The organism is Glycomyces endophyticus, from assembly GCF_039531525.1.
GTDB classification, from domain to species: domain Bacteria; phylum Actinomycetota; class Actinomycetes; order Mycobacteriales; family Micromonosporaceae; genus Glycomyces; species Glycomyces endophyticus.
Map to the genome: position 1 here is coordinate 115,434 of NZ_BAAAQF010000034.1, position 21,999 is coordinate 137,432.

20 protein-coding genes are annotated in these 21,999 nt (G+C 72.0%); 9 read left to right on the plus strand and 11 right to left on the minus strand.

Annotated features, from left to right (window positions below; genetic code table 11):
• From ABD419_RS24400 to ABD419_RS24410, 3 genes are all read right to left on the minus strand, one after another.
• On the minus strand, window positions 1-399 hold the full coding sequence (locus ABD419_RS24400) for a hypothetical protein (protein ID WP_344492568.1): 399 nt from the start codon (window positions 397-399) through the stop codon (window positions 1-3).
• A gap of 66 nt (window positions 400-465) precedes the next feature.
• Window positions 466-867, minus strand: coding sequence for a YbaB/EbfC family nucleoid-associated protein (locus tag ABD419_RS24405; protein WP_344492571.1), 402 nt, complete (start codon window positions 865-867; stop codon window positions 466-468).
• 156 nt (window positions 868-1,023) lie between these two features.
• Window positions 1,024-2,022: an L-type lectin family protein gene (locus tag ABD419_RS24410; RefSeq protein WP_344492574.1), complete on the minus strand. Its 999-nt coding sequence runs from the start codon at window positions 2,020-2,022 to the stop codon at window positions 1,024-1,026.
• Between the two features lie 543 nt (window positions 2,023-2,565).
• On the opposite strand from ABD419_RS24410, the gene ABD419_RS24415 reads away from it, so the two are divergent.
• From ABD419_RS24415 to ABD419_RS24440, 6 genes are read left to right on the plus strand one after another with little or no spacing between them, the layout of a single operon-like run.
• Window positions 2,566-4,284 carry an ABC transporter substrate-binding protein gene (locus ABD419_RS24415; RefSeq protein WP_344492577.1) on the plus strand — a complete coding sequence of 573 codons (1,719 nt, stop codon included), beginning with the start codon at window positions 2,566-2,568 and terminating at the stop codon, window positions 4,282-4,284.
• A 54-nt stretch (window positions 4,285-4,338) separates the two neighbouring features.
• Window positions 4,339-5,334 (plus strand): ABC transporter permease, encoded by a 996-nt coding sequence (locus ABD419_RS24420; protein WP_344492580.1) that lies wholly within the window; start codon window positions 4,339-4,341, stop codon window positions 5,332-5,334.
• Window positions 5,331-6,212 (plus strand): ABC transporter permease, encoded by an 882-nt coding sequence (locus ABD419_RS24425; RefSeq protein WP_344492583.1) that lies wholly within the window; start codon window positions 5,331-5,333, stop codon window positions 6,210-6,212. Before ABD419_RS24420 ends, ABD419_RS24425 begins: the two co-directional genes overlap by 4 nt.
• Before the next feature lie 2 nt (window positions 6,213-6,214).
• The gene (locus ABD419_RS24430; protein ID WP_344492586.1) at window positions 6,215-7,165 is read left to right on the plus strand and encodes an ABC transporter ATP-binding protein; all 951 of its coding nucleotides are present in this window, start codon (window positions 6,215-6,217) and stop codon (window positions 7,163-7,165) included.
• A 1-nt stretch (window position 7,166) separates the two neighbouring features.
• On the plus strand, window positions 7,167-8,054 hold the full coding sequence (locus tag ABD419_RS24435; RefSeq protein WP_344492589.1) for an ABC transporter ATP-binding protein: 888 nt from the start codon (window positions 7,167-7,169) through the stop codon (window positions 8,052-8,054).
• Between the two features lie 16 nt (window positions 8,055-8,070).
• Complete coding sequence (locus ABD419_RS24440; RefSeq protein ID WP_344492592.1) at window positions 8,071-9,096, plus strand: LacI family DNA-binding transcriptional regulator; 1,026 nt, start codon at window positions 8,071-8,073, stop codon at window positions 9,094-9,096.
• 45 nt (window positions 9,097-9,141) lie between these two features.
• On the opposite strand, the gene ABD419_RS24445 is transcribed toward ABD419_RS24440, so the two are convergent.
• Window positions 9,142-10,005: a LysR family transcriptional regulator gene (locus ABD419_RS24445; RefSeq protein ID WP_344492594.1), complete on the minus strand. Its 864-nt coding sequence runs from the start codon at window positions 10,003-10,005 to the stop codon at window positions 9,142-9,144.
• A gap of 74 nt (window positions 10,006-10,079) precedes the next feature.
• Between ABD419_RS24445 and ABD419_RS24450 the strand changes: the two genes are divergently transcribed.
• Window positions 10,080-10,613 (plus strand): cysteine dioxygenase family protein, encoded by a 534-nt coding sequence (locus ABD419_RS24450; RefSeq protein ID WP_344492596.1) that lies wholly within the window; start codon window positions 10,080-10,082, stop codon window positions 10,611-10,613.
• Window positions 10,614-10,619: 6 nt separating this feature from the next.
• A complete protein-coding gene (locus ABD419_RS24455) occupies window positions 10,620-11,057 on the plus strand; it encodes a VOC family protein (RefSeq protein WP_344492598.1) in 438 nt (145 codons plus the stop codon).
• Window positions 11,058-11,085: 28 nt separating this feature from the next.
• On the opposite strand, the gene ABD419_RS24460 is transcribed toward ABD419_RS24455, so the two are convergent.
• Window positions 11,086-11,685: a ribosomal protein L7/L12 gene (locus ABD419_RS24460; protein ID WP_344492600.1), complete on the minus strand. Its 600-nt coding sequence runs from the start codon at window positions 11,683-11,685 to the stop codon at window positions 11,086-11,088.
• Between the two features lie 247 nt (window positions 11,686-11,932).
• Here ABD419_RS24460 and ABD419_RS24465 point away from each other — a divergent pair, with 247 nt between their 5' ends.
• Window positions 11,933-13,117 carry a glutamate-cysteine ligase family protein gene (locus ABD419_RS24465; protein ID WP_344492603.1) on the plus strand — a complete coding sequence of 395 codons (1,185 nt, stop codon included), beginning with the start codon at window positions 11,933-11,935 and terminating at the stop codon, window positions 13,115-13,117.
• A 13-nt stretch (window positions 13,118-13,130) separates the two neighbouring features.
• Here ABD419_RS24465 and manD read toward each other — a convergent pair whose 3' ends face one another.
• From manD to ABD419_RS24495, 6 genes are all read right to left on the minus strand, one after another.
• Window positions 13,131-14,369 carry a D-mannonate dehydratase ManD gene (gene manD, locus ABD419_RS24470; protein WP_344492605.1) on the minus strand — a complete coding sequence of 413 codons (1,239 nt, stop codon included), beginning with the start codon at window positions 14,367-14,369 and terminating at the stop codon, window positions 13,131-13,133.
• A gap of 72 nt (window positions 14,370-14,441) precedes the next feature.
• Window positions 14,442-16,544 (minus strand): glycoside hydrolase family 36 protein, encoded by a 2,103-nt coding sequence (locus ABD419_RS24475; RefSeq protein ID WP_344492608.1) that lies wholly within the window; start codon window positions 16,542-16,544, stop codon window positions 14,442-14,444.
• A gap of 56 nt (window positions 16,545-16,600) precedes the next feature.
• On the minus strand, window positions 16,601-19,129 hold the full coding sequence (locus ABD419_RS24480) for a glycoside hydrolase family 2 protein (RefSeq protein WP_344492611.1): 2,529 nt from the start codon (window positions 19,127-19,129) through the stop codon (window positions 16,601-16,603).
• A gap of 53 nt (window positions 19,130-19,182) precedes the next feature.
• Window positions 19,183-20,094, minus strand: a complete 912-nt coding sequence (locus ABD419_RS24485) for an ABC transporter ATP-binding protein (protein ID WP_344492614.1) — start codon at window positions 20,092-20,094, stop codon at window positions 19,183-19,185.
• Window positions 20,091-20,984, minus strand: a complete 894-nt coding sequence (locus tag ABD419_RS24490) for an ABC transporter ATP-binding protein (RefSeq protein WP_344492616.1) — start codon at window positions 20,982-20,984, stop codon at window positions 20,091-20,093. Before ABD419_RS24490 ends, ABD419_RS24485 begins: the two co-directional genes overlap by 4 nt.
• Window positions 20,981-21,988, minus strand: coding sequence for an ABC transporter permease (locus ABD419_RS24495; protein ID WP_344492618.1), 1,008 nt, complete (start codon window positions 21,986-21,988; stop codon window positions 20,981-20,983). The genes ABD419_RS24490 and ABD419_RS24495 overlap by 4 nt, the downstream gene beginning before the upstream one ends.
• Window positions 21,989-21,999 lie beyond the last annotated feature (11 nt).

Genomic DNA, 21,999 nt, shown 5'->3' on the forward strand with positions numbered 1-21,999 from the left:
TCACCGTCCTCCGTAGAGCTTGGTCATGAGGTCGGAGATCGACGCGCTCATGTCCTGGAACTGCCGCACCGACGCGTCCTGCATGCGGGCGACCTCCTCGTTCATCGCGGCCATGTCGGGCGCGGGCCCGGTGGGCCCGGTCTGGGCCGCGCGCTGGTCGAGCGCGTCGTTGACGGCGAGCGTCAGCTGCTGCACGAGCGCCTCGGGGCCGTCCTTGAGGGCGCTGAGCGTCATCTTGATCCGCTCGAAGCGGCCGTCGGTCCCCAGCGTCACCTTGATGCGGCCGTCTGAGGCCTCCGTCAAGATCGGTTCCGCTTGGGCCCCTGGCGACTCGGCGCGCTGCGCGAGGCGCTCGCGCACGTGCGAGAGCTGCTCCGCAATCCGGTCTTCCCCGAACATTCCGACCTCCCGAACCGCAACCATACCGGAGCGGATTTCATGTCGCCGCACACCACCTCGGCGGTGTCAGCGGTTCCCGTTGAGCTTGGCCAGCACCTGCGTGATCGACGCGCTCATGGCCTGGAACTGCGGCACCGCGGCGTCCTGGATCTCCTCGATGGACTGGTCGACCGCCGCGAGGTCGGGGACGCGCTCGCCCGTCCCGGTCATCGCCGCGCGCCGGTCCAGCGCCTCGTTGAGCGCCAGCCGCACGTGCTCGGCGATGAAGTCCGAGCCCTCCTTGAACCCCTTGGGGTCCACCTCGATGAGCTCGACGCGGCCGTCCGGGCCGAGGGTCACGCGGACGCGGCCGCCCCCGGACTCCGCGGTCACCGGCACCGCCTGGTGCTCCTGCGGCGCGGCGGTCGCCTCCGCCAGCGCGGCCCGGGCCTCGGCCAGGCGCGCGGCGTAGTCGTTCGCTTCGGACATCGGTCCTCCCTGGGCGCGTTCGATTCGGGACGATCGTATGCCGACCCGCCGAATCGCGGGGTCCCCGGCCGGGGCCCGCGGGACGCAGGCCACCGGTGTCGAAGGACGACAGCGCGCCGGGCCGCGCCGAACGGCGCGGCCCGGCGTGCGTGCGGTCTACTCGAAGGTCTCCACGCGGAGGTGGCGGATGAGGTGGACGTTCGTGGCGTATCCGGAGGAGGCCGCGAACCCGAACTTGAAGGTCTCGGGCGCCTTGAAGGGCACCTGCGACTCCAGGACGCGCTTCCAGCCGTTGCCGTCCTGGAAGTCGATGTCCACGGTGACCGTCGGGTGCTCGTCGTCGGAGACCTTCAGCTTGACGAGGCGCTTGGCCTCCTCGAGGGTGTCGGTGTTCAGCTTCTCGGGGAAGTCCGTGCCGTAGATGTCGCCGTCGTGGTCGGAGCCGATCTGCTCGTCGATGGCCGTGGTCGCGAGCAGGCAGTAGCCGTCGAGGCCCTGGCCGGGCCCGCGGAGCGCGACGTTGTCGGGGGCGCGGTCGCCCCACTCGCGCAGGTACTCGGGGGCGCGGTACTGCTCGGGGCAGCCGCGGCCGCGGCCCTCGGTGTCGGCCGAGAAGTTGCCCCACGCGTCGAGGCCGAGTCCGAGGTAGCCGCCGTCGACGCCGTGGCGCTGGACGTTGGCGCGGTCGAACTGGGCGTAGCCGAGGCTGCCGCCGTAGGCGCCGACCTGGGTGAGGTCGGTGTCGCCCTCGACGAGGAAGAACGAGATGCCGTCGGCGCCGGTGCCGCCGTACTGGTACTGCGCGAAGGTGATCTCGATGCCGCCCTTGTTCTCCAGGGGCTTGTTGTAGACCATGCCGCCGTAGTCGTAGAGCGCGGCGTCGGTGAGCTGGAGGTAGCCGGGGTCCTTCCCGGAGGCGGGGGTGGGGCCCTCGGCCTCGTCGGAGCAGGAGTCGAACTCGTCCTCGTCGCCGACGACGGTGTTGGCGGTCAGGCAGACGTTGAGGGACTGGAACGCGGGGTCGTCGAGGCTCGCGCCGGTGAAGGACTCCTGGACGAGGAGGGTCTTCTCCTCCGGGCCCTGGGCGCCGGCGGCCCCCGGCAGGGCGGCGAGGGTGCCTGCGAGCAGCATCGAGCCCGCTCCGAACATGGCCATACGGTTCACCGGGACTCCTTCGGTCGCATGTGGACGGAGACGGTCGCCGCCGTCGCGGCCGGCCCCCGTGTCGGGACGACCGGTCCGCTCCGAACGTAGAACAGGATGGCGGGCGAAGTCAGCCGTTTCCGAACATGCGGTCCACAATGGGTGCGATTCCGGCATCAGGGAGCAGGCGTGGCGACACGCCGATCGATAGCTGAACCGAGTAAGCCCCGTGCACCATACCTCATGAATCTAGACTCGTCAATATCCAAGGAATGTTTGCAATCAACTTGCGACACTGCGCATTCCGCCCGTGACCTCGATGTCGACCGGCTATAGGGGCCGCAGCGCATCGACATGTCTCAACATGTGAGAAAAGCACTTGATCGGGCGGGCCGGGTGCCTGGGATTTCGCCTTCCTCTCTTGACACGCATTGACGCTCATGATTCAGTGCCATCACTGACCCGGTTAAGTTGCGCTCCTCACACCGTCGACCGCGTCGTCGCGCCAGCGTCCGACCGGGTCCCTCCATCCCTCGAATCGAAGCGGAGCAGAAGATGATCAGAAGGCGCACAATCTTCACCATCGCCGCGGGCACCGCCTTCGCGGCCACGGCGTGCACCGACGAGAGCACCGGCGACGAGGACCCCTCGGAGCTCTCGATGGACCAGTTCCCCCGCAACCAGACCCTCTACTCGACCGGCACCGCCTGGGGCCCGCCGGCCGACTGGAACACGGTCAACCCCGGCGAGGTCACCGGCCTCAACGGCCTCGGCTACGAGACCCTGTTCCTCTTCGACCCCAACACCACCGAGCTCACGCCCTGGCTCGCCGAGTCCGGCGAGTGGACCGAGGAGCTCGTGTACACGCTCAAGCTCCGGGCCGGCATCAAATGGTCCGACGGCGAGGCGCTCACCGCCGAGGACGTCAAGTACACCGCCGAGCTCGGCCAGATCGAGGCGGTGCCCTACGCCAACATCTGGAACTGGCTCGCCTCCGTCGAGGCCGTCGACGACGTCACCGCGGTCTTCACCTTCACCGAAGCGCGCCACCAGGAGTGGAACAACTTCCTGTGGGCCGAGCAGATCGTGCCCCAGCACGTGTTCTCGGCGCTGTCGGAGGAGGAGATCCTCACCGGCGCGAACGAGAGCCCCGTCGTCTCCGGCCCCTACACCGTCCACAGCTTCGACCAGGACCGGCTCGCCTGGGCCAAGCGCGACGACTGGTGGGCCACCGAGGCGCTCGGCCTGGAGGTCGCGCCCAAGTTCATCGTCGACATCGTCAACACCTCCAACGAGGTCACCCTCAACCTCATGGCGCAGGGCGAACTCGACATCTCCAACAACTTCCTGCCCGGCATCCAGGACCTCATCGCGTCCAACCCCGACCTGAGCACCTACTTCGACGGGCCGCCGTACATGCTCTCGGCGAACACCGCGATGCTCATCCCCAACACCACGATCGAACCTCTGGACGACCCCGAGTTCCGCCGCGCCATGGCCTTCGCGATCGACACCGGCAAGATCGTCGACTCGGTGTACTCCGGGCTCGTCGCCGCCGCCAACCCCACCGGGCTGCTGCCCATCTGGGACAAGTACCTCGACCAGGCCGTCATCGGCGAGGTCGGGTTCTCGTTCAGCACCAGCGAGGCCGCCTCGATCCTCGCCGCCGCCGGGTACGCCGACGCCGACGGCGACGGCTTCGTGGAGACCAAGGGCGGGGACCCGATCGAGTTCAAGCTCAACGTCCCCACCGGCTGGACCGACTGGGAGGAGGCCGCCCGCAGCATGGCCGCGGACCTCCGCGCCGCGGGCATCAACGTCGTCGAGGAGTTCCTCGACGCCGGCGCCGTGGACGACGCCCGCACCACCGGCGACTTCCAGCTCATGCTCAACAACTGGAGCGGCACCAGCCACACGCCGTGGACCCACTACCGGTACCTGTTCCAGCTCCCCGTCCTCGACAGCCAGTCGACGGCGAACTTCTCGCGCTGGACCAACGAGGAGGCGTGGGCCCTCACCGAGGAGCTCGCCGGCACCGCCGCCGAGGACCCGCGCTACCAGGAGATCCTCTCGGCACTCCAGCGGCACGCGCTGGTGGACATGCCGGCCATCCCGGTCTGGTACAACGGCGCCTGGTCCCAGGTCAACAACAGCGTCTGGACCAACTGGCCCTCGGACGCCGGAGGGGGCCCGCAGGTGTTCCCGTCCATGTGGAACAGCCTCTGGAACATGGGTGCGATCTACATGCTGACCGAGCTCAAGCTCGCCGAGTAGACCCGCGGGGCGGGGCCGGTCCCGGCCCCGCCCGACCCGTCACCAGGAGTTCCCATGGGCCGCTACTTCCGGCGCAAACTGCTCATCTACGGACTGACGTTCGTCATCGCCGTCTCGATCAACTTCGCCGTGCCGCGGATGATGCCCGGCGACCCGGTGGCGCGGATGCTCACCCGCAACTCCGTCGCCAACCTCGAGTCCTCCGAGGCCATGCGCGGGTACTTCAACGAGCTGTTCGGCCTCGACGTGCCGCTGTGGCAGCAGTACCTCAACTACTGGGGCGCGCTGTTCCGCGGCGACCTCGGCGTCAGCGTCTTCGCGTTCCCCTCGCCGGTCGCGAGCGTGGTCGCCGACGCCCTGCCGTACACGCTCGCGCTGCTGCTGCCGTCGATCCTGCTCAGCTGGTTCGCCGGCAACGCGCTGGGCGCCATGGCCGCCCGCAACAAGCTCCTCGACAACGGGGCCCTGCCGATCGGGTACGTCCTCACCGCGGTGCCGTACATGTGGCTGGCGATCCTCCTCGCCTGGGTCGGCGGCATCATCCTCGGCTGGTTCCCCGTCGCCGGCGGCTACAGCTTCGCGCTCACCCCGGCGTTCACCTGGACGTTCATCGTGGACCTGCTCCACCACTGGTTCCTGCCGTTCCTGTCGCTGTTCGTGGTCGCCCTCGGCGGCTGGGCCATCGGGATGCGGAACCTGGTCATCTACGAGCTCGAGTCGGACTACTCGAACTACCTCCAGGCCCTCGGGGCGCCGAACCGGCTCGTGCGCCGCTACGCGTTCCGCAACGCCGTCCTGCCCCAGATCACCGGCCTCGCGCTGCAACTGGGCGTGGTCGTCGGCGGGGCGCTGGTCACCGAGGTCGTGTTCGCCTACCCGGGCCTGGGCAGCCTCCTGCTCAACGCCATCAGCAGCCAGGACTTCTTCCTGCTCCAGGGCATCCTGCTGTTCATCGTCATCGGCGTCCTCGTCTTCAACTTCCTGGCCGACGTCGTGTACGTCCTGGTCGACCCCCGCACCCGCCTCGGACTCGAAGGAGGCCAGTCATGAGCGCCGAAGTCGTCCTCGCGACCGAACCGGTCGGGCGCCGCAACGAGCACCTGTACTTCGCCCTGCGCAACCCCAAGGTCGCCGTCGGCCTCTCGATCGTGCTCGCGCTGCTCCTGCTCGGCCTCTTCGGGCCGTTCTTCCTCTCCGACTCCCCCAACGAATACGTCGGCCCCAAGTCCGAGGCGCCCTCCGGGGAGTACTGGTTCGGCACCACCTACTTCGGACAGGACGTGTTCACGCAGTTCGTGCACGGCCTCCGGTCCTCGTACCTGGTCGGGACCCTCGGCGGCGGCATCTCGTTCGTCATCGGCCTCGCGGTCGGCTTCACCGCCGGCTACCGCGGCGGCCTCGTCGACGAGGTCCTCAACATGATCACCAACGTGGTCCTGGTCCTCCCGGCGCTGGCGGTCCTCATCGTCATCAGCTCCTACCTGGAGGTCCGCGGCGTCGTCTCGCAGGCCGTCATCATCGGCGTCTTCTCCTGGCCGTGGGTGGCCAGGGCCGTGCGCGCGCAGACGTTCACGCTCGCGAACCGCGACTACGTGGACCTCGCCCGCCTCACCGGCAAGCGCTCCTCGCAGATCATCGTCCGCGAGATCATGCCGAACATGGCGTCCTACCTGCTCATGTCGATGATCCTGCTCTTCGGCGGCGCGATCCTGTTCGCCGCCATGCTCGACTTCATCGGCCTCGGGCCCGCCAACGCCGTCTCGCTCGGCACCATGATGCAGCAGTCGATGGCGTGGAGCTCCCTCCACCTCGGCATGTGGTGGTGGTTCGTCCCGCCCGGCCTCGCGATCACCCTGATCGTCGGGGCGCTGTACATCACCAACGTCGGCCTCGACGAGGTCTTCAACCCCAAGCTGAGGGAGATGTAGCCGTGACCCTGGAAGTGGAGGGCCTGAAGGTCCACTACCGCACCCTCAAGGGCGACGTGAAGGCCCTCGACGGCGTCTCGTTCTCCCTCGCGGACGGCGAGATCGTCGGCCTCGCCGGCGAGTCCGGCTGCGGGAAGACCACCCTCGGCAAGAGCCTCATCCGCCTCGACGGCCGGATGCGGCACGTCGCCGGCACGGCCGTCCTCGACGGCGACGAGCTGCCCATCGGCGACGACAAGGCGATGAACTCGCGCCGCTGGAACGCCGTCTCGATCATCCCGCAGTACTCCATGAGCGCGCTCAACCCGACCCGCAAGATCGGGAAGATGACCGCCGAGCTGCTGCGCGCGCGAGGCAAGTCGTACCGCGAGTTCAAGGACGAGCTCGTGCGCCGCCTCGCCCTCGTCGGCCTCTCCGAGCGGGTGCTCGACAACTACCCGATCGAGCTGTCCGGCGGCATGAAGCAGCGCGTGGTCATGGTCCTGTCGACCCTCCTCGACCCGAGCCTGCTCATCGCCGACGAGGTCACCTCCGCGCTCGACGTCACCAACCAGAAGGCCGTCGCCGAGACGCTGGTCCGCTTCCGCGACATGGGCTTCGTCAAGTCGATGATCGTGGTCACCCACGACCTGTCCCTGGTGTACCAGATCGCCGACACCATCATGGTCATGTACGCCGGCCAGATCGTCGAGAAGGCCCCCGCCGAGACGATCATCAAGTCCCCCAAGCACCCCTACACGCGCGCGCTCATCGGCGCCCTGCCAGAGGTGGGGCTCGAATACGGCGACGAGCGGCTCCAGAGCATCCCCGGCAAGCCCCCGCACCTGCTGAACCCGCCCACCGGGTGCCGGTTCCGCGCCCGGTGCCCGCTCGCGTCCGAGGAGTGCGAGGCCGAGCCCCCGAAGGTCGCCGTCGAGGCCGGCCACGAGGTCTCCTGCTGGAAGGCGAACTGAGATGCTCGAACTCAAGCACGTGTGGAAGTCGTACCGGGTCGGGGCGCTCGGCTCCAAGCGCCTGACCGCCGTCCGCGACGTCAGCGTCGACATCGCCCCCGGCGAGGTCCTCTCCGTCGTCGGCGAGTCCGGCAGCGGCAAGACCACCATCGGCAAGATGGTCCTCCAGCTCACCTCCGTCACCCGCGGTCGGATCCTGCTCGACGGCGAGGACGTCGCGGCCAAGGGCCACGCCGCCCGGAAGGCCTACTACCGGCGGGTGCAGGGCGTCTTCCAGGACCCGTTCAGCAGCTACAACCCGATCTTCAAGGCCGACAGAATCTTCGAGACCGTCCGCGAGTCCTACTTCCCCGGCGTCAAGCGCGCCGAGTGGACCGCCCGCGTCGAGGACGTCCTCCAAGGGGTGCGCCTCGACCCAGGCGCCGTGCTCGGCAAGTACCCCCACCAGCTCAGCGGCGGGCAGCTCCAGCGGATGCTCATAGCCCGGGCCCTGCTGCTCGACATCAAGGTCCTCGTCGCCGACGAGATCATCTCCATGCTCGACGCCTCGACCCGCATCGACGTGCTCAACCTGCTCGGCGAGCTGAAGGAGCGCGGCCTCGGCGTCCTGTTCATCACGCACGACCTCTCGCTGGCGAACTACATCAGCGAGCGCGTGGTCATCATGCGCCACGGCGCGGTGGTGGAGTGCGGGGCGACCGGCAAGGTGTTCACCGACCCGCGGCACCCGTACTCGCGGAACCTCCTCGCGTCCGTGCCGCAGCTGCACCGCAAGTGGTCCGACAGCGAGGCCGTGCCCGAGAAGCTGGAGCCCGACGGCGACCGCGAACTCCCGCCGCCGCCGCTGACCGAGGTCGACGAGCACCACTGGGTCGCGGCGCACGCCTGAGCCCGTGAGGAGACCCATGGCAAGGCGGTTCACCATCGCGGACATCGCCGCCGCCGCGGGCGTGTCGAAGGGCGCGGTCTCGTACGCGCTCAACGGCCGCCCCGGCGTCTCCGACGCCACCCGCGCCAGGATCCTCGCCATCGCCGCCGAGATGGGGTTCGTCCGCAACCGCGCGGCCCGGTCCCTCTCGGTGGCGTCGGCGCAGGCGGTGGGCATCGCCCTGCGGCGCTCGGCCCGGACCCTCGGGATCGAGCCGTACTTCATGGAGCTCATCTCCGGCATCGAGGCCACGCTCTCGGCCGCGTCCTTCGGCCTGACGCTCCAGATCGTCGACTCCCTCGACGCCGAGCTGGAGGTGTACCGGCGCTGGTGGGCGGAGCGGCGCGTCGACGGCATCCTCCTGTGCGACATCGGGGTCGACGACCCGCGCCTGGACCGCGTCGCCGACCTGGGCCTGCCCGCCGTCGCCGTCGGCGGCCCGGTCCAGGGCGCGCGGCTGCCCGCGGTCTGGCACGACGACGCCGAGCCGTGCCGCGACGTGCTCGAATACCTGCACGCGCTGGGGCACCGCCGCATCGCCCGCGTCGCCGGGCTCCCCCACCTGCTGCACACCGCGATCCGGGACCGGGCGTACGCCGAGACCGCCGCCGGGCTCGGCTTCGCGTCCGTGACCACGGTCCACTGCGACTACACCGGGGAGGAGAGCGCGCGCGTCACGCGGCGGCTCCTCACCGCGCCCGGCCGACCCACCGCGATCGTGTTCGACAACGACGTCATGGCCGTCGCGGGCCTCGGCGTCGCCCACGAGCTCGGCATCGCCGTCCCCGGGGGGCTGTCCATCGTGGCGTGGGACGACTCGCCGCTGTGCCGCCTCACCCACCCCGCGCTGACCTCCCTCACCCGGGACATCACCGCGTACGGCGCCCAGTGCGCCCAGGCGCTCCTCGCCGTCATCGGGGCCGAGCCGGAGCGGCACGCCGCGGTCCGGTGCCGCCCCGCCGAGCTCTCGCCCCGGGGCTCGACCGGGCCGCCCCGGACCTGACCGGTTTCGGCGACGCTCGACCGCGTCCAGCACGCGTAGGCGGTGTCAGGCGTACGGCCGGGCCGCCGCGCGCAGCGCGGTGATGAACGCCGCGGTCGCGGGCGGGTCGGGCGGTTCGCCGTAGGTCGCGAGGTGGATGCGGCGGTGGCGGTCGATCCGGGTGGCCGCGACGTCGCCGCGGCGGTGGGTGCGCAGCGCGAGCCCCGGGATGGTGGTCACGCCCAGGCCGGCCGCGACCAGCGCCTGCTGGACGATGATCTCGTCGCTGGTGTAGGCGATCTCGGGCGTGAACCCGGTGGCCTCGCACAGTTCGAGGAGCTCCTGGCGGCAGCGCACGCACCCGGCGATCCAGGAGGACTCGCGGTGGTCGAGCAGGGTCTCGCCCTCGCGGGAGCTGAGCAGGTACATCGGGTCGTCGAAGAGGTGGACGCCGCGCACGTCGCCGGGCAGCTCGTCGTCGTAGCGGAAGACGAAGGCGGCGTCGACCTCGCCGGCGCGGAGCATCGCGAGCCCGGCCGCGGGGTGCGCGTCGACCAGCTGGAGCCGGATGCCCGGGTGGTCGCGGCGCATCGCGGCCGCCGCCTCGGGGACGAGGGTGCTCAGCACCGACTGGAACCCGGCGACCCGGACCCGGCCGGTGCGGAGGCCGATCATGGCCTCCAGTTCGGCCTCGGCCGCGTCCGCGCGGCCGAGGATCTCGACGGCGCGCCGCGCCAGCATCTCGCCTTCGGGGGTGAGCCGGATGCCGCGCCCGACGCGCTGGACCAGCCGCGCCCCGGTCTCGGCCTCCAGCCGGGAGAGGTGGTGGCTGACGGAGGGCTGCGCGTAGTGGAGGTGCTTCGCGGCCTGGGTGACCGATCCGTGCGCGGCGACCGCCGCCAGGACGCGGAGCCGCTGGAGATCGAGCATGTATCGATGATATCTATCGGTCACCAACGAATCCGGCATTGGACTGATGGGTCGTTCGGGGGGAGGCTGTCCCCATGACCACCACGATCATCGCGACACCCGCGCTCGCCGGTGTCACCGGCGCGGTCCGCACCGCGCTCCGCAGCCGGCCCGACTGGGCCGCGGCCGCCGAACTCGTCGCGGACGCGCTCCGCGGCCGCCTGCCCGGACCCGAGGTCCTCACGCCCGAGCAGCGGCTCGGCGACCCCGACGGCCCGGTCGGGCACCTCCTGCACGCCGAGCCCGACGGGAGCTTCTCCGTGACCGCCGTGATCTGGCGGCCGGGCCAGACCACCCGCATCCACGACCACGTCACCTGGTGCGTGGTCGGCGTCCTCCAGGGCGTCGAGCACGAGGAGCGCTTCGACGCGGACCTGCGCCCGATCGGCGCCGGCGACAACCGCGTCGGCGAGGTCACCGGCTTCGCCCCGCCCGGGGACATCCACCTGATCCGCAACACCGGCGCCGAGACCGCGATCTCATTGCATGTGTACGGCACCGACCTGAGCCGGGTGGGCAGCAGCGCCCGCCGCTACTACGAGTCCGCGGACGCGGAAGGACGGAGGTGAACCGAGATGGCGCTCAAACGCATGGACCACGTCGGCATCGTCGTGGAGGACCTGCCCGCGGCGATCGCGTTCTTCCTGGAGCTGGGCATGGAGCTCGAAGGGGAGACCACGGTCCAGGGCCCCGAGGTGGACCTGCTCATCGGGCTCGAGGGCGTCGTCTCCGACGTCGCCTTCGTGAAGTCGCCCGACGGCGCCGGCCGGGTCGAGCTCTCGGTGTTCCACTCCCCCGACGACGGCGGCCCCGCGCCGAGGCCGGCGCTGCACGTCCCGGGCATCCCCCGGCTCACGTTCGTCGTCGACTCGGTCGACGACACCGCCGCGCGACTCCGCGCCCACGGGGCCGAGCCCCTCGGCGGGACGGCGCGCTTCGGCGATCAGTACCGGTACCTCAACGTCCGCGGCCCCGCAGGGGTCATCATCGGCCTGGTCGAGGAGACCGGCTAGGACACCGGCGCGCGGGCGCCGCCTCCGGTCAGGAGCCGATGATCCGGACGGCGGCGCCGGCGCCGCTCAGGCGGGCCTTCGCGGCGGCCGCGGCCTCCTGGCCGACCCCCGAGAGGATCGTCGACGGCGTGCGCTCGGAGAGCTGCTTCGCCTCGGCGAGGCCGACGCTGGTGAGCGCCCGGATCTCCTTGATGACCTGGATCTTCTTGGGGCCCGCGCCGTCGAGGACGACGTTGAACCGGCCCTCGGCCGGCGGGGCGGACTCCGGGGTGCCGGTCTCGGTGATCCGGACGGTCGCGCCGACCGCGGCCAGCATCCGGTAGGCGGCGCTGGCCGAGGCGTGGTCGACGCCGGCGAGCACGGTCGAGGGGGTGCGGTCGGTCAGCTGCTTCGCTTCAAGGAGCCCCAGCCCGGTGATGGCCCGGATCTCCTTGACGACGTGGACCTGCCGGGCGCCGGTCGCGTCGAGCACCAGCGACCACTCGCCCGGCCGCGCGGGCCCGAGCGGCGCCGACGCGGCGATCGAGGCGCGGTTCCGGTTGGAGCGCAGCGCACCCGCCACGGCCGCCACCGCGCCGACGATCAGGATCAGCGCCAGCGCGATCAAAGCGGTTCCGGAGTCGCTCATGAGGGTCCTTCCAGGCGGGCCGCTCCCCTGCCGCGGGCTCGGCGTCGACCGCCCAGCCTAGTGCGGCCCCGCCTCCCCGGGGTCCCGGCGGCGCGCGGGCGCAGAACGGCACCGCGAGGGTCTTCCCAGACCGCACCCGACCGTTGCTTAATGGACTTCGGTTCTGGGCACACTCCGAGACCTCCGGGTGGGCCCAGGTCCGCGCGGAGCTTGCTCGTCACCGGGCATGGAGCGAAAGGCAGACGGCATGGCGGCGTTGACCGAAGACGAAGCGGCGGAGTTCATCGGCAGGACGGGGTTCACGACCGGCCCGGCCCGGCGCGTCGGAGTGGAGCTGGAGTGGCTGGTCGAGCCGCGGGGCGATCTGGAGACCGGCTGGGACCTGCCGTTCGGCGGGCTGGTGACCAGGGAGGCGGGCGGCCAGGTCGAGTTGAGCTCGCCTCCGGCGGAGGACCTGGCCGCGTGCGTCGCGGCGGTGGAGGCGGACCAGGCCGCGCTGGAGGCGGCGCTCGCGGAGCGGGGGCAGTCGGTGCGCGGGGGCGGGTTCGACGGGGTGCGCGATCCGGTGCGGTTCGTGGACGACCAGCGGTACCGGGCGATGGAGGCGTACTACGACCGGACGGGCCCGTGGGGCCGGCGGGTCATGTGCGGCACGGCGTCGATCCAGGTCAATCTCGATGCGGGCGAGGACGGTCCGGGGATCACGGGGCTCCGCGGGCGCTGGGACCTGGTGCACCGGCTGGGCCCGGTGCTGGTGGCCGCGTTCGCGAACTCGCCGGTGCTGGAGGGGCGCGCGAGCGGGTGGAAGTCGATGCGGCAGGCGCTGTGGTCGAAGCTCCCCGGGTGGGGCCGGCCGATCTCCGAGTCGGGCGACCTGCGCGCGGACTTCGCGCGGTACGCGCTGGACGCCGAGGTCATGTGCGTGCGGTGCGATCCGCCGGGGTCGTGGTCGGCGCCGCCGGGGCTGACGCTGCGGTCGTGGATCAGGGACGGCGTGGACGGGGCGCGGCCGACGCTGGAGGACGTCGAGTACCACTTGAGCACGCTCTTCCCGCAGGTGCGGCCGCGCGGCTGGCTGGAGCTGCGGATGATCGACCAGCAGCACGGCGACGGCTGGATCGTCCCGGCGGTCGTGGCGACGACGCTGGTGGACGACCCGGTCGCGGCCGAGGCCGCCTTCGAGGCGACCTCGGCGCTGTGCGGGGACCGTCCGCAGCCGCCGGAGCCGGTGTGGGAGCGGGCCGCCCGCATCGGCCTGGACGACCCGGTCCTCCACAAGACGGCGCTGGCGTGCTTCACGGCGGCGTCGGAGGCGTTGCGGCGCAACGGCACGCCCCTGCGGTTGCAGTCGGTGCTCGCGGCGTTCCGGGACCGCTACGTGGACCGGGGCCGCTGCCCGGCGGACGACGTGCTGGACGGGCTGCGGCCGTGACCGGGGGCGCCGGTCACCAGTCGTGGACGGTGCCGTCGTGGAGGCGGTTGAACGGCAGGTAGGCCTGCACGTACGGGTACTTGCCGGCCTCGTCGGGGTCGAGCTCGACCCCGAGGCCGGGCGCGTCGCCGGGGTGCAGGTACCCGTCGGTCCAGGTGAAGGACTGGCGGAAGACCTCGTCGGTCCTGGCGCCGTGCCGCATGTACTCCTGGATGCCGAAGTTGTGGATCGACAGGCCCAGGTGCATGGCGGCGGCCATGCCGACGGGGCTGATGTCGGTGGGGCCGTGCATGCCGGACTTGATCTGGTACTGCGCGGCGTAGTCGAGGACCTTCTTGAGGTGCGAGATGCCGCCGGTGTGGGTGACCGCCGAGCGCACGTAGTCGATGAGCTGCTCGCGGATGATCTGCTGGTAGTCCCACACGGTGTTGAAGATCTCGCCGATCGCGAGGGGCGTGGTGGTGTGCTGCCGGACCAGGCGCAGGGCCTCCTGGTTCTCGGCGGGGGTGACGTCCTCGAGCCAGAACAGGTCGTACGGCTCGAGGGACTTGCCGAGCTGCGCGGCCTGGATCGGGGTGAGGCGGTGGTGGGCGTCGTGCAGGAGCGGCAGCTCGGGTCCGAACTCGGCCCGGACGGCTTCGAAGACGGCGGGCACGTGGCGCAGGTAGGAGCGGGTGTCCCAGTCCTCCTCGGCGGGGCGGGCGCCGCGCTGGGCGGGCTCGTGGTCGTAGCGGACGCCGTCCATGGCCTCGTAGGTGGCGTTGGAGGCGATGCCGTAGATCGACTTCAGGCCCGGGACGCCGGTCTGGACGCGGATCGCGCGGTAGCCCTGCTCCTGGTGGGCGCGTATGGAGTCGAAGAGTTCGGGGAGGTCCTTGCCGGAGGCGTGGCCGTAGGTGAGGAGCCCGGTGCGGGAGGCGCCGCCGAGGAGCTGGTAGACCGGCATGCCGGCGGCCTTGCCCTTGATGTCCCACAGGGCCGTGTCGACCGCCGCGACGGCGGCCATGGTGACCGGGCCGCGCCGCCAGTACGCGGAGCGGTAGAGGAACTGCCAGGTGTCCTCGATGCGGTGGGCGTCGCGGCCGAGGAGCAGCGGGACGACGTGCTCGGTGAGGTAGGCGACGACGGCCAGTTCGCGGCCGTTCAGGGTCGCGTCGCCGAGCCCGGTGAGGCCGTCGTCGGTGGTCAGCTTGAGGGTGACGAAGTTCCGGTCCGGGCTGGTGACGATGACTTCGGCGCTGTCGATGATCAAGTCGAACCTCGATGTTCGTTGGGGCGAGCGGTTGCCGGTGCGGTCGAGGGTACGTCGCGGGCCGCGGCGCGGCTAGCGCCGCTCCTTGGTCAGCCGCAGGACGCGGGCGGTGGGCGCGGGGACGTCGGTCGCGATGCGGAGCACGCCGTCGGCGGCGTTCCAGGCGTGGCTCCACTCGCCCATGCCGGGGGTGCCGGGGGCGGGGAAGACCTGGTCGCAGGTGACGTGCTCGCCGCGGAGGGCGGGCAGGGCGAGTTCGAGCGCGCCGGGGGCGCCGGGGAGGCGCCAGACGGTGAGGACCGCGGCGGTCTCGGTGTGCAGGGCGAAGGCCTGCCAGGGGCCGCGGTGGTCGAGGCCGAGCGGCCAGGACGACACGGCGGTCCTGGTGTGCGGCAGGAGTTCCCGGTGGGCGGCGACGGCGGTGGCGACGAGCGCGAGCTGCTCGGCGTCCATGCGGGCGAGGTGGCCGCTCAGGTAGAGGCGGCCGGTGAGCCCGGCGACGAGGGTGAAGGCCGACTCCTCGGCGCTCATCTCGGGCTGGGCGTAGCCCCAGTGGCCGGCCTGCTCGGGGAGGATCGAGGCGGGCGTGGCGGCGGCGATGGCGGGGTACAGGACCGGATCTTGCTGGTCCGATGTGGACTGGAGGTGGAGCCGGGAGAGGGTGGCGTAGTCGGCCCGCATGCCGCCGGAGGCGCAGTTCTCGATCAAAAGGCCGGGGTGGCGGGCGAGGACGGCGTCGAGCCAGTCGAGGTAGGCGCGGCAGTGCCCGAGCAGGCCCGCGCCGGGGGCGAGGCCGCCGGTGTCGGTCCCGGGTCCGGGCATGATGTTGTAGTCGAGCTTGAAGAAGCCGACGCCCATGCCGACCAGGCGGTCGACCACGGCGTCGAGGTGCGCGCGGGCGGCCGGGTGGCGCAGGTCGAGCTGGTAGCGGCCGTGCTCGACCACGCGGTGGCCGCCGCGCTGGAAGAACGCGTCGGCGGGCAGGGTGTCGGCGAGCGCCGAGCGGACGCCGACGACCTCGGGTTCGAGCCAGATCCCGGGCACCATGCCGAGTCCGCGGATCGCGGCCAGGACGGCGTCGAGGCCGTCGGGGAAGCGCGAGCGGCTGGGCTCCCACTCCCCCACCGCGTCCCACCAGCCGCCGGCGTGGTCGTCGTACCACCCGGCGTCGATGCAGTAGTAGTCCGCGCCGGCGCGGGCCGCGGCTTCGGCGAGCGGGAGGATCTTCGCGGCGGTGGGGTCGCCCATGAGGGTGTTCATGTAGTCGTTGAAGACCACCGGCAGCGGGCCGTCGAGGCCGGCGGTGCCCCCGGCGGTGAGGGCGCGGCGGTGGGCGGTGAGGTTGGCGAGGGCGGCGGCGACCGGGTCGTCGGCGTCCTCGGCGACGGTGACGGCGACGGGCACGGAGGTGAACGACTCGCCGGGGGCGAGCTCGGCGCTCCACTGGTGCTCGGCGTCGGTGGGGCCCAGGAGCGCGAGCGACGCGCCGGTGCGGTCCTCGCCGAGCTCCCAGTGCCATGCGCCGTTGTGCTCGATCTGGAAGGCGAGCCCGGCGCCGCCGCCGCGGCGGACGACGAGGCCGGTCGGCAGCCGCTCCCCTGTGGACCAGGAGCTGCGGGTGGTCACGGCCATGCGGGCGCGGTTCATGTGGTGGTGGACCGCGGGGTCCATGGCGGGGAGGCCGACCTCGCGCAGCGGGGCGCGGTGCCAGCGGGACTCGGCGACCCAGTCGTTGTCGCCCCACAGGACGTCGAGGTCGTCGATCGCGGTGCGGGCGTTGACGAACGTGCCGAGGACGAGCGAGGTCACGGCCTGGACCACGACGGGCCGGTCGCCGGCGCGCAGGACGGTCCAGGTGCGCACGGCGCGGTCCGAGGGCGTGAAGACGCTGGTGGCGTGGAGGCCGGTGACCGGGTCGGCCTGGTGGAGGCGGAGCTCGCCGCCGGCGAGGTCGTGCCCGGTGTAGCGCAGGCGCGCGCCGACGGCGGTGGCGCTGTAGCGGTGGCTGCCGGGGAAGCGGCCGTGGCCGAGCGCCTGGACCTCCACGAGGGGCGGCGTGGTCGCGGGCGGGCCGGGCGGCGCTCCGGCGGCGGTGAGAGACCGGAGGGTCACCGGTGCGCCGTCGTCCGTGGCGAACTCGAGGTCGAAGTCCGGTGTGGACCATCGCAGTGCCATGTCGCGTCTCCTCGCGGCGCCGCCCGGCCTCGCGGGCCGGGCGGCGGATCGTCGTACTAGAGCAGGTCGTTCGCGCAGCGCAGGGCGGCGGCGAACGCGTCCGGGGCGGCCCCGGCGGGGGTCGCGACGCGGATGACGGCCGACTCCCCCGCGCGCAGCGTGATCATGCCCCGGTCGGCCCGGGCGCGCGGGTCCGCGGTGTCGGCGTGGCAGTACACGTCACGCGCCAGGGAGGTCGCGGTCAGGCGCAGCTCCACGGCGCCCTGGGCCGCGACGGCCTCGACGCGCAGCGGGCTCGGGTCGAGCCGCTGGTCGGCCACCTCGGCCCCGTACCCGTACGCCGTTGCGAAGGCGCCGTCGTCGGCGACGGCGGCCACGAACTCCGCGGTCGGGTCGCCGAACGCGGCCACCTCGTCCGGGACGGTGACGGTGGCCGCGCCGCGGGCGGGCACCGCGGCGCGCACGGCGGCCTTGGCGAGGACGGTGCCGTCGAAGGCCTCGCGCACCAGGGTGAACGCGCCCTCGTAGTCCTCGCCGGTGTCGTTGACCAGGACCAGCGCGAGCGCGTCGAGCTCGGGCGGCAGGCCCTCCCAGGCCTCGGCGAGCGCCCGCTCGGACGGCCGCGGCTGGAGGGTCGCCAGGCGCGGGGCGTACATGTCGCGCAGGGCGTGCCACAGCGGCTTGCGGTGCTCGGCGAAGTCGACCGCGGCCCAGGAGACCACGGGCCAGTTGTCGTTGAGCTGCCACAGGATCGTGCCGGTGTTGTGGGGCGTGAGCGAGCGGAAGTGCTCGACGCCGAACCGGATCGCGTGCGCCTGGTTCAGCTGCGTGGTCCAGTGCCAGTCCTCGATGGACTTCGGGTCGGGCAGGTGGCCCTGCCAGCCGCGCTGGAGCTTGGCGTTGCCGAGGTTCGCCTTCTGGTGCACCAGCATCTGGTGGCCGAAGGGGTCCAGCGGCTCGTCGTGGACGACCCCGGTGAGGGTCGACCAGGCGGGCGGGGCTTGGAAGCCGAACTCGGAGACGAAGCGGGGCCGGTAGTCGGCGTAGACGCGGTAGTCGACCCGGTTCCACACGTCCCAGATGTGCATCGTGCCGTAGCGCTCGTCGTTGGGGTGGCGGTAGTCGCCGAACGAGTGCGGGCTCGCGGGCGAGTACGGCCGGGTCGGGTCCAGTTCGGACAGGACCGCCGGGAGCAGCTCGGTGTAGTACGCGTCGCCCCAGCCGCGGCCGCCGAGGCGGTGCGCCCAGGACCAGTCGACCGAGCCCCAGGTGTTCTCGTTGTTGCCGTTCCACAGGATCAGCGACGGGTGCGGGCTGAGGCGGGCCACGTTCTCGCGGACCTCGGCCTCGACCTCGGACCGCAGCGGGTCCTCCTCGCTGTAGGCGGCGCAGGCGAACAGGAAGTCCTGCCACATGAGCAGGCCGCGCTCGTCGGCGAGGTCGTAGAGGTCGTCGGACTCGTAGATCCCGCCGCCCCACACGCGCAGCAGGTTGACGTTGGCGTCCAGGGCGTCGTCCACGCGCCTGGTGTACCGGTCGCGGTCGATCTCGGTGAGGAAGGCGTGGTCGGGGATCCAGTTGGCGCCGCGCACCAGGACGCGCTCGCCGTTGACGCTGATCTCGAACGGGGCCCCGGCGGCGTCGGGCGCGGTGTCGAGCGCGACGGTGCGGAAGCCGACGCGGCCGTGCCAGTCGCCCTCGCCGGCGGTGACCGCGACGGCGTAGAGGGGCTGGTCGCCGTGGCCGACGGGCCACCAGCGGCGCACGTCCGGCACCGTCAGGGTGACCACAGTGGAGGATTTGCCGTCGGCGACGGTCGCATCGGCGCGCAGCACCTCGCCGTCGGGGCCGGTCACGGCGACCTCGACGGGCACCGGGCCGGTCCCGGCGGCGCGCTCGACGTCGACGTGCGCGGTCAGGACGCCGTCGTGGCCGCCGCCCGCGTTCGCCACGACGTCGACCAGGGGGCGCACCCCGGTGACGCGGACGCCGGACCACGAGTCGAGGCCGATCGGCTTCCAGATCCCGGCGCCCGCGACGTCGACGCCCCAGTCCCACCCGAAGGAGCAGGCCATCTTGCGGAGCTGGTTGTAGTCGTGGTGGTTGGTGCGCGGCAGCGCGCCGTCGCGCTCGGCCCGCGCCGCGGCCTCGGGGACCGGGGCGGCGAAGACCACCGCGAGGCGGTTCTCGCCCTCGCGCAGCAGCTCGCGCACGTCCCACCGGTAGGAGCGGAACTGGTTCTGCGTGCGGCCCACCTCGGTGCCGTTGAGCGACACGGTCGCGACGGTGTCGAGGCCGAGGGCCACGAGGTCGTGGCGCTCGGACCCGTCCGCCGTCCACGTGAACGCGGCCTCGAACCGCCATGACGTGTCGCCGATCCACTGCTGCGCGGCCTCGTTGTCGCCGTCGAACGGGTCGGCGATGAGCCCGGCGCGGCGCAGGTCCAGGTGCGCCTCGCCCGGCACGGCGGCCGGGACGCCGGCGGCCAGCGCCGCCGCGTCGACGGGCGCGTCCGCGGGGAGGTCGGCGGCGGTCAGGGTCCAGCCCTCGTGGAGCGGACGGAACGTCGCGGGAAGGTAGGTCATGTGGGTCCTCAAAGGTTGGTGCGGTCGCGCGGGAGCGCCGGTCCCGGGCGGTGTCAGGTGGGGGTGACGGTCTGCGCCTTCGCGGCGGGGACGCCGGCCTCGCGCCATTCGCCGGCGAAGTGGTCGTAGCAGGCGCTGTTGTCGATGGCGTCCCGGTCGACCGGATCGGAGGCGGTGACGCGGCCGAGGCGCTCGGGGTCGGGCGCGGCGGCGGCGAGGAGCTTGGTGTACGCGTGGTGCGGGTCGAGGATGACCGCGTCGGCGGGTCCGCGCTCGACCACGCGGCCGCGGTAGAGCACGGTGATCTCGTCGGAGAAGTGGCGGGCGGTGGCGAGGTCGTGGGTGATGTACAGGACGGCGAGGTCGTCCTCGCGCTGGAGGCGGCCGAGGAGGTTGAGCACGCCGAGGCGGATCGAGACGTCCAGCATGGACACCGGTTCGTCGGCGATGAGGACCTTGGCGCCGGGGGCGAGCGCGCGGGCGATGGCGACGCGCTGGCGCTGCCCGCCGGAGAGCTCGTGGGGGCGCCGGGGCGCGATGGTCGCGGCGGGGGTGAGGTTGACGCGTTCGAGCATCTCCAGCACGCGCGCCCGGGTCTCCTCGCCCGCGGCGGTGCGGCCGTGGATGCGCAGGGGCCGGGCGATGTGGTGCTCGATGGAGTGGAACGGGTTGAGGGAGGCGAAGGGGTCCTGGAAGACCATCTGGACCTCGCGGCGGTAGGCGGCCCGTTCGACGGCGGTGCCGTCGTCGCGCTTGACGTCGACCGTGCCGGAGGTGGGGGTCTCCATGCGGGTGAGGATCTTCGCGATGGTGGACTTCCCGGAGCCGGACTCGCCGACGAGGGCGACGGTGCGCCCGGGGGTAAGGTCGAGGCTGACGTGGTCGACCGCGCGCAGCCGGGTGCGCTTGAGGCCGTTGCGGATCGTGTAGTCCTTCACCAGGTCGGCGACGTGGACGCTGGTCATGCTCGCTCCTCGGTGGATGCTCCGGCGGCGGCGGTCTCGGTCTCGTCGACGCCGGTGCGGATGAAGGCGCCGCGCTCGCCCGAGAGGCTCGGGAAGGAGCCCAGGAGCTTCTTGGTGTACGGGTGCTTGGCGTCGCGGTAGAGGCCCTCGGCGGTGTCGAGTTCGACGATCTCGCCTTCGAGCATGACGGCGATGCGGTCGCTGATCTCCAGGAGCAGCGGCAGGTCGTGGGTGATGAAGACGACGGCGAAGTCGAGTTCGTCGCGCAGGCGCACGATCTCGCGGAGGATGTCGCGCTGGACGACCACGTCGAGCGCGGTGGTCGGCTCGTCCATGATCATGATCTGCGGTTCCAGGAGCATGGCCATGGCGATCATGACGCGCTGGCGCATGCCGCCGGAGAGCTCGTGCGGGTAGGAGCCGAGGCGGCGGGGGTCGACGCCGACGCGGCGGAGCACGTCCTCGGAGCGCTCGCGGACCTCCTTGCGGGACATGCGGGGCCGGTGGGCGAGGAGGGTGTCGCGGAGCTGGGCGCGGACGGTGCCGACCGGGTTGAGGGCGTTCATCGCGCCCTGGAAGACCATGGAGAGCTTGTCCCAGCGGAAGGCGCGGAGCTCGCGGTCCTCCAGGGCGAGGATGTCGACGTCCTCGCCGGAGCGGTCGTGGAAGGTGATGCGGCCCGAGGCGATGCGGGCCGGCGGGCGGTGGAGCCGGTTGACGGCGTAGGCGAGGGTGGTCTTGCCGCAGCCGGACTCGCCGGCGAGGCCGAGGATCTCGCCGCGGTGGAGGGTGAGGTCGGCGCCGCGCACGGCGGTGACGGGCTCCTCGACCTCGTACACGACGGTGAGGTCCTCGACGGTGAGCACGGGGGGCGCGGTGGTGGTGGTCACCGGTCGGTCTCCAAGCTGGCGCGGCGTGCGAGGTCGCGTTCGAGGCGGAGGGCGCGGCGGGCGCGCTTGCGGTGCTGGCGCAGGTTCTTGAGCTTGGGGTTGATGACCTCGTCGATGGAGAAGTTGACGAGGGACAGGCCCATGCCGAACAGGGCGATCATGAGGCCCGGCGGCACGAACCACCACCAGGCGCCGAGTGAGAGCGCGAACCCGTTCTGGGCGTAGAAGAGCATGGTGCCCAGGGTCGCGGAGTTGGAGGCGCCGAGCCCGATGTAGGAGAGGCCGGCCTCGCCGAGGATCGCGGCGATGACCGCGAAGACGAACTGCGAGGCGATGACCGGCAGCAGGTTCGGGAGGATCTCGACGACGATGACGCGCCAGGGGCGCTCGCCCGAGACCTGGGAGGCGGCCACGTAGTCGCGCTGGCGCACCGAGAGGGTCTGGGCGTGGAGGACGCGCGCGGAGGCGGCCCAGCCGGTGACGGCGAGGACGACGGCGATGGTCCACAGTCCGCGGCTCTCGCGGGGCACGAACCCGGAGATGACGATGACCAGCGGCAGGCCCGGGATGACCAGGAAGACGTTGGTGAACAGGGAGAACGCGTCGTCGAGGAACTTGCCGCGGTAGGCGCCGTAGATGCCGAAGAAGGCGGAGAGCACGGTGGCGAGGACGCCGACGAGGAGTCCGATCTGGAGGGAGCCGCGGGTCGCGTAGGCGAGCTGCGCGAGGACGTCCTGGCCGGTCTGGGTGGTGCCGAGCCAGAACTCCGCGGACGGCGGGGTCAGGCCCTGGTCGCGGATCTGCCGCGGGTCGCCCACGAAGAGCGGCCCGAGGACGCCGAACAGGGTGATGCCGACGACGAGGACGAGGCCGATCGCGAGCCAGGGGGTCATGGTCGGCAGGAGGGAGCGCCAGCCGGCGCGGGCGCGCCCGGCGGGGGCCGCGGGGTCGCCTCCTCCGGCGTCGGCGACGGGGGTGGTGTTGGCGGGCTTGAGGTTCGTCATGTCGCCGCTCC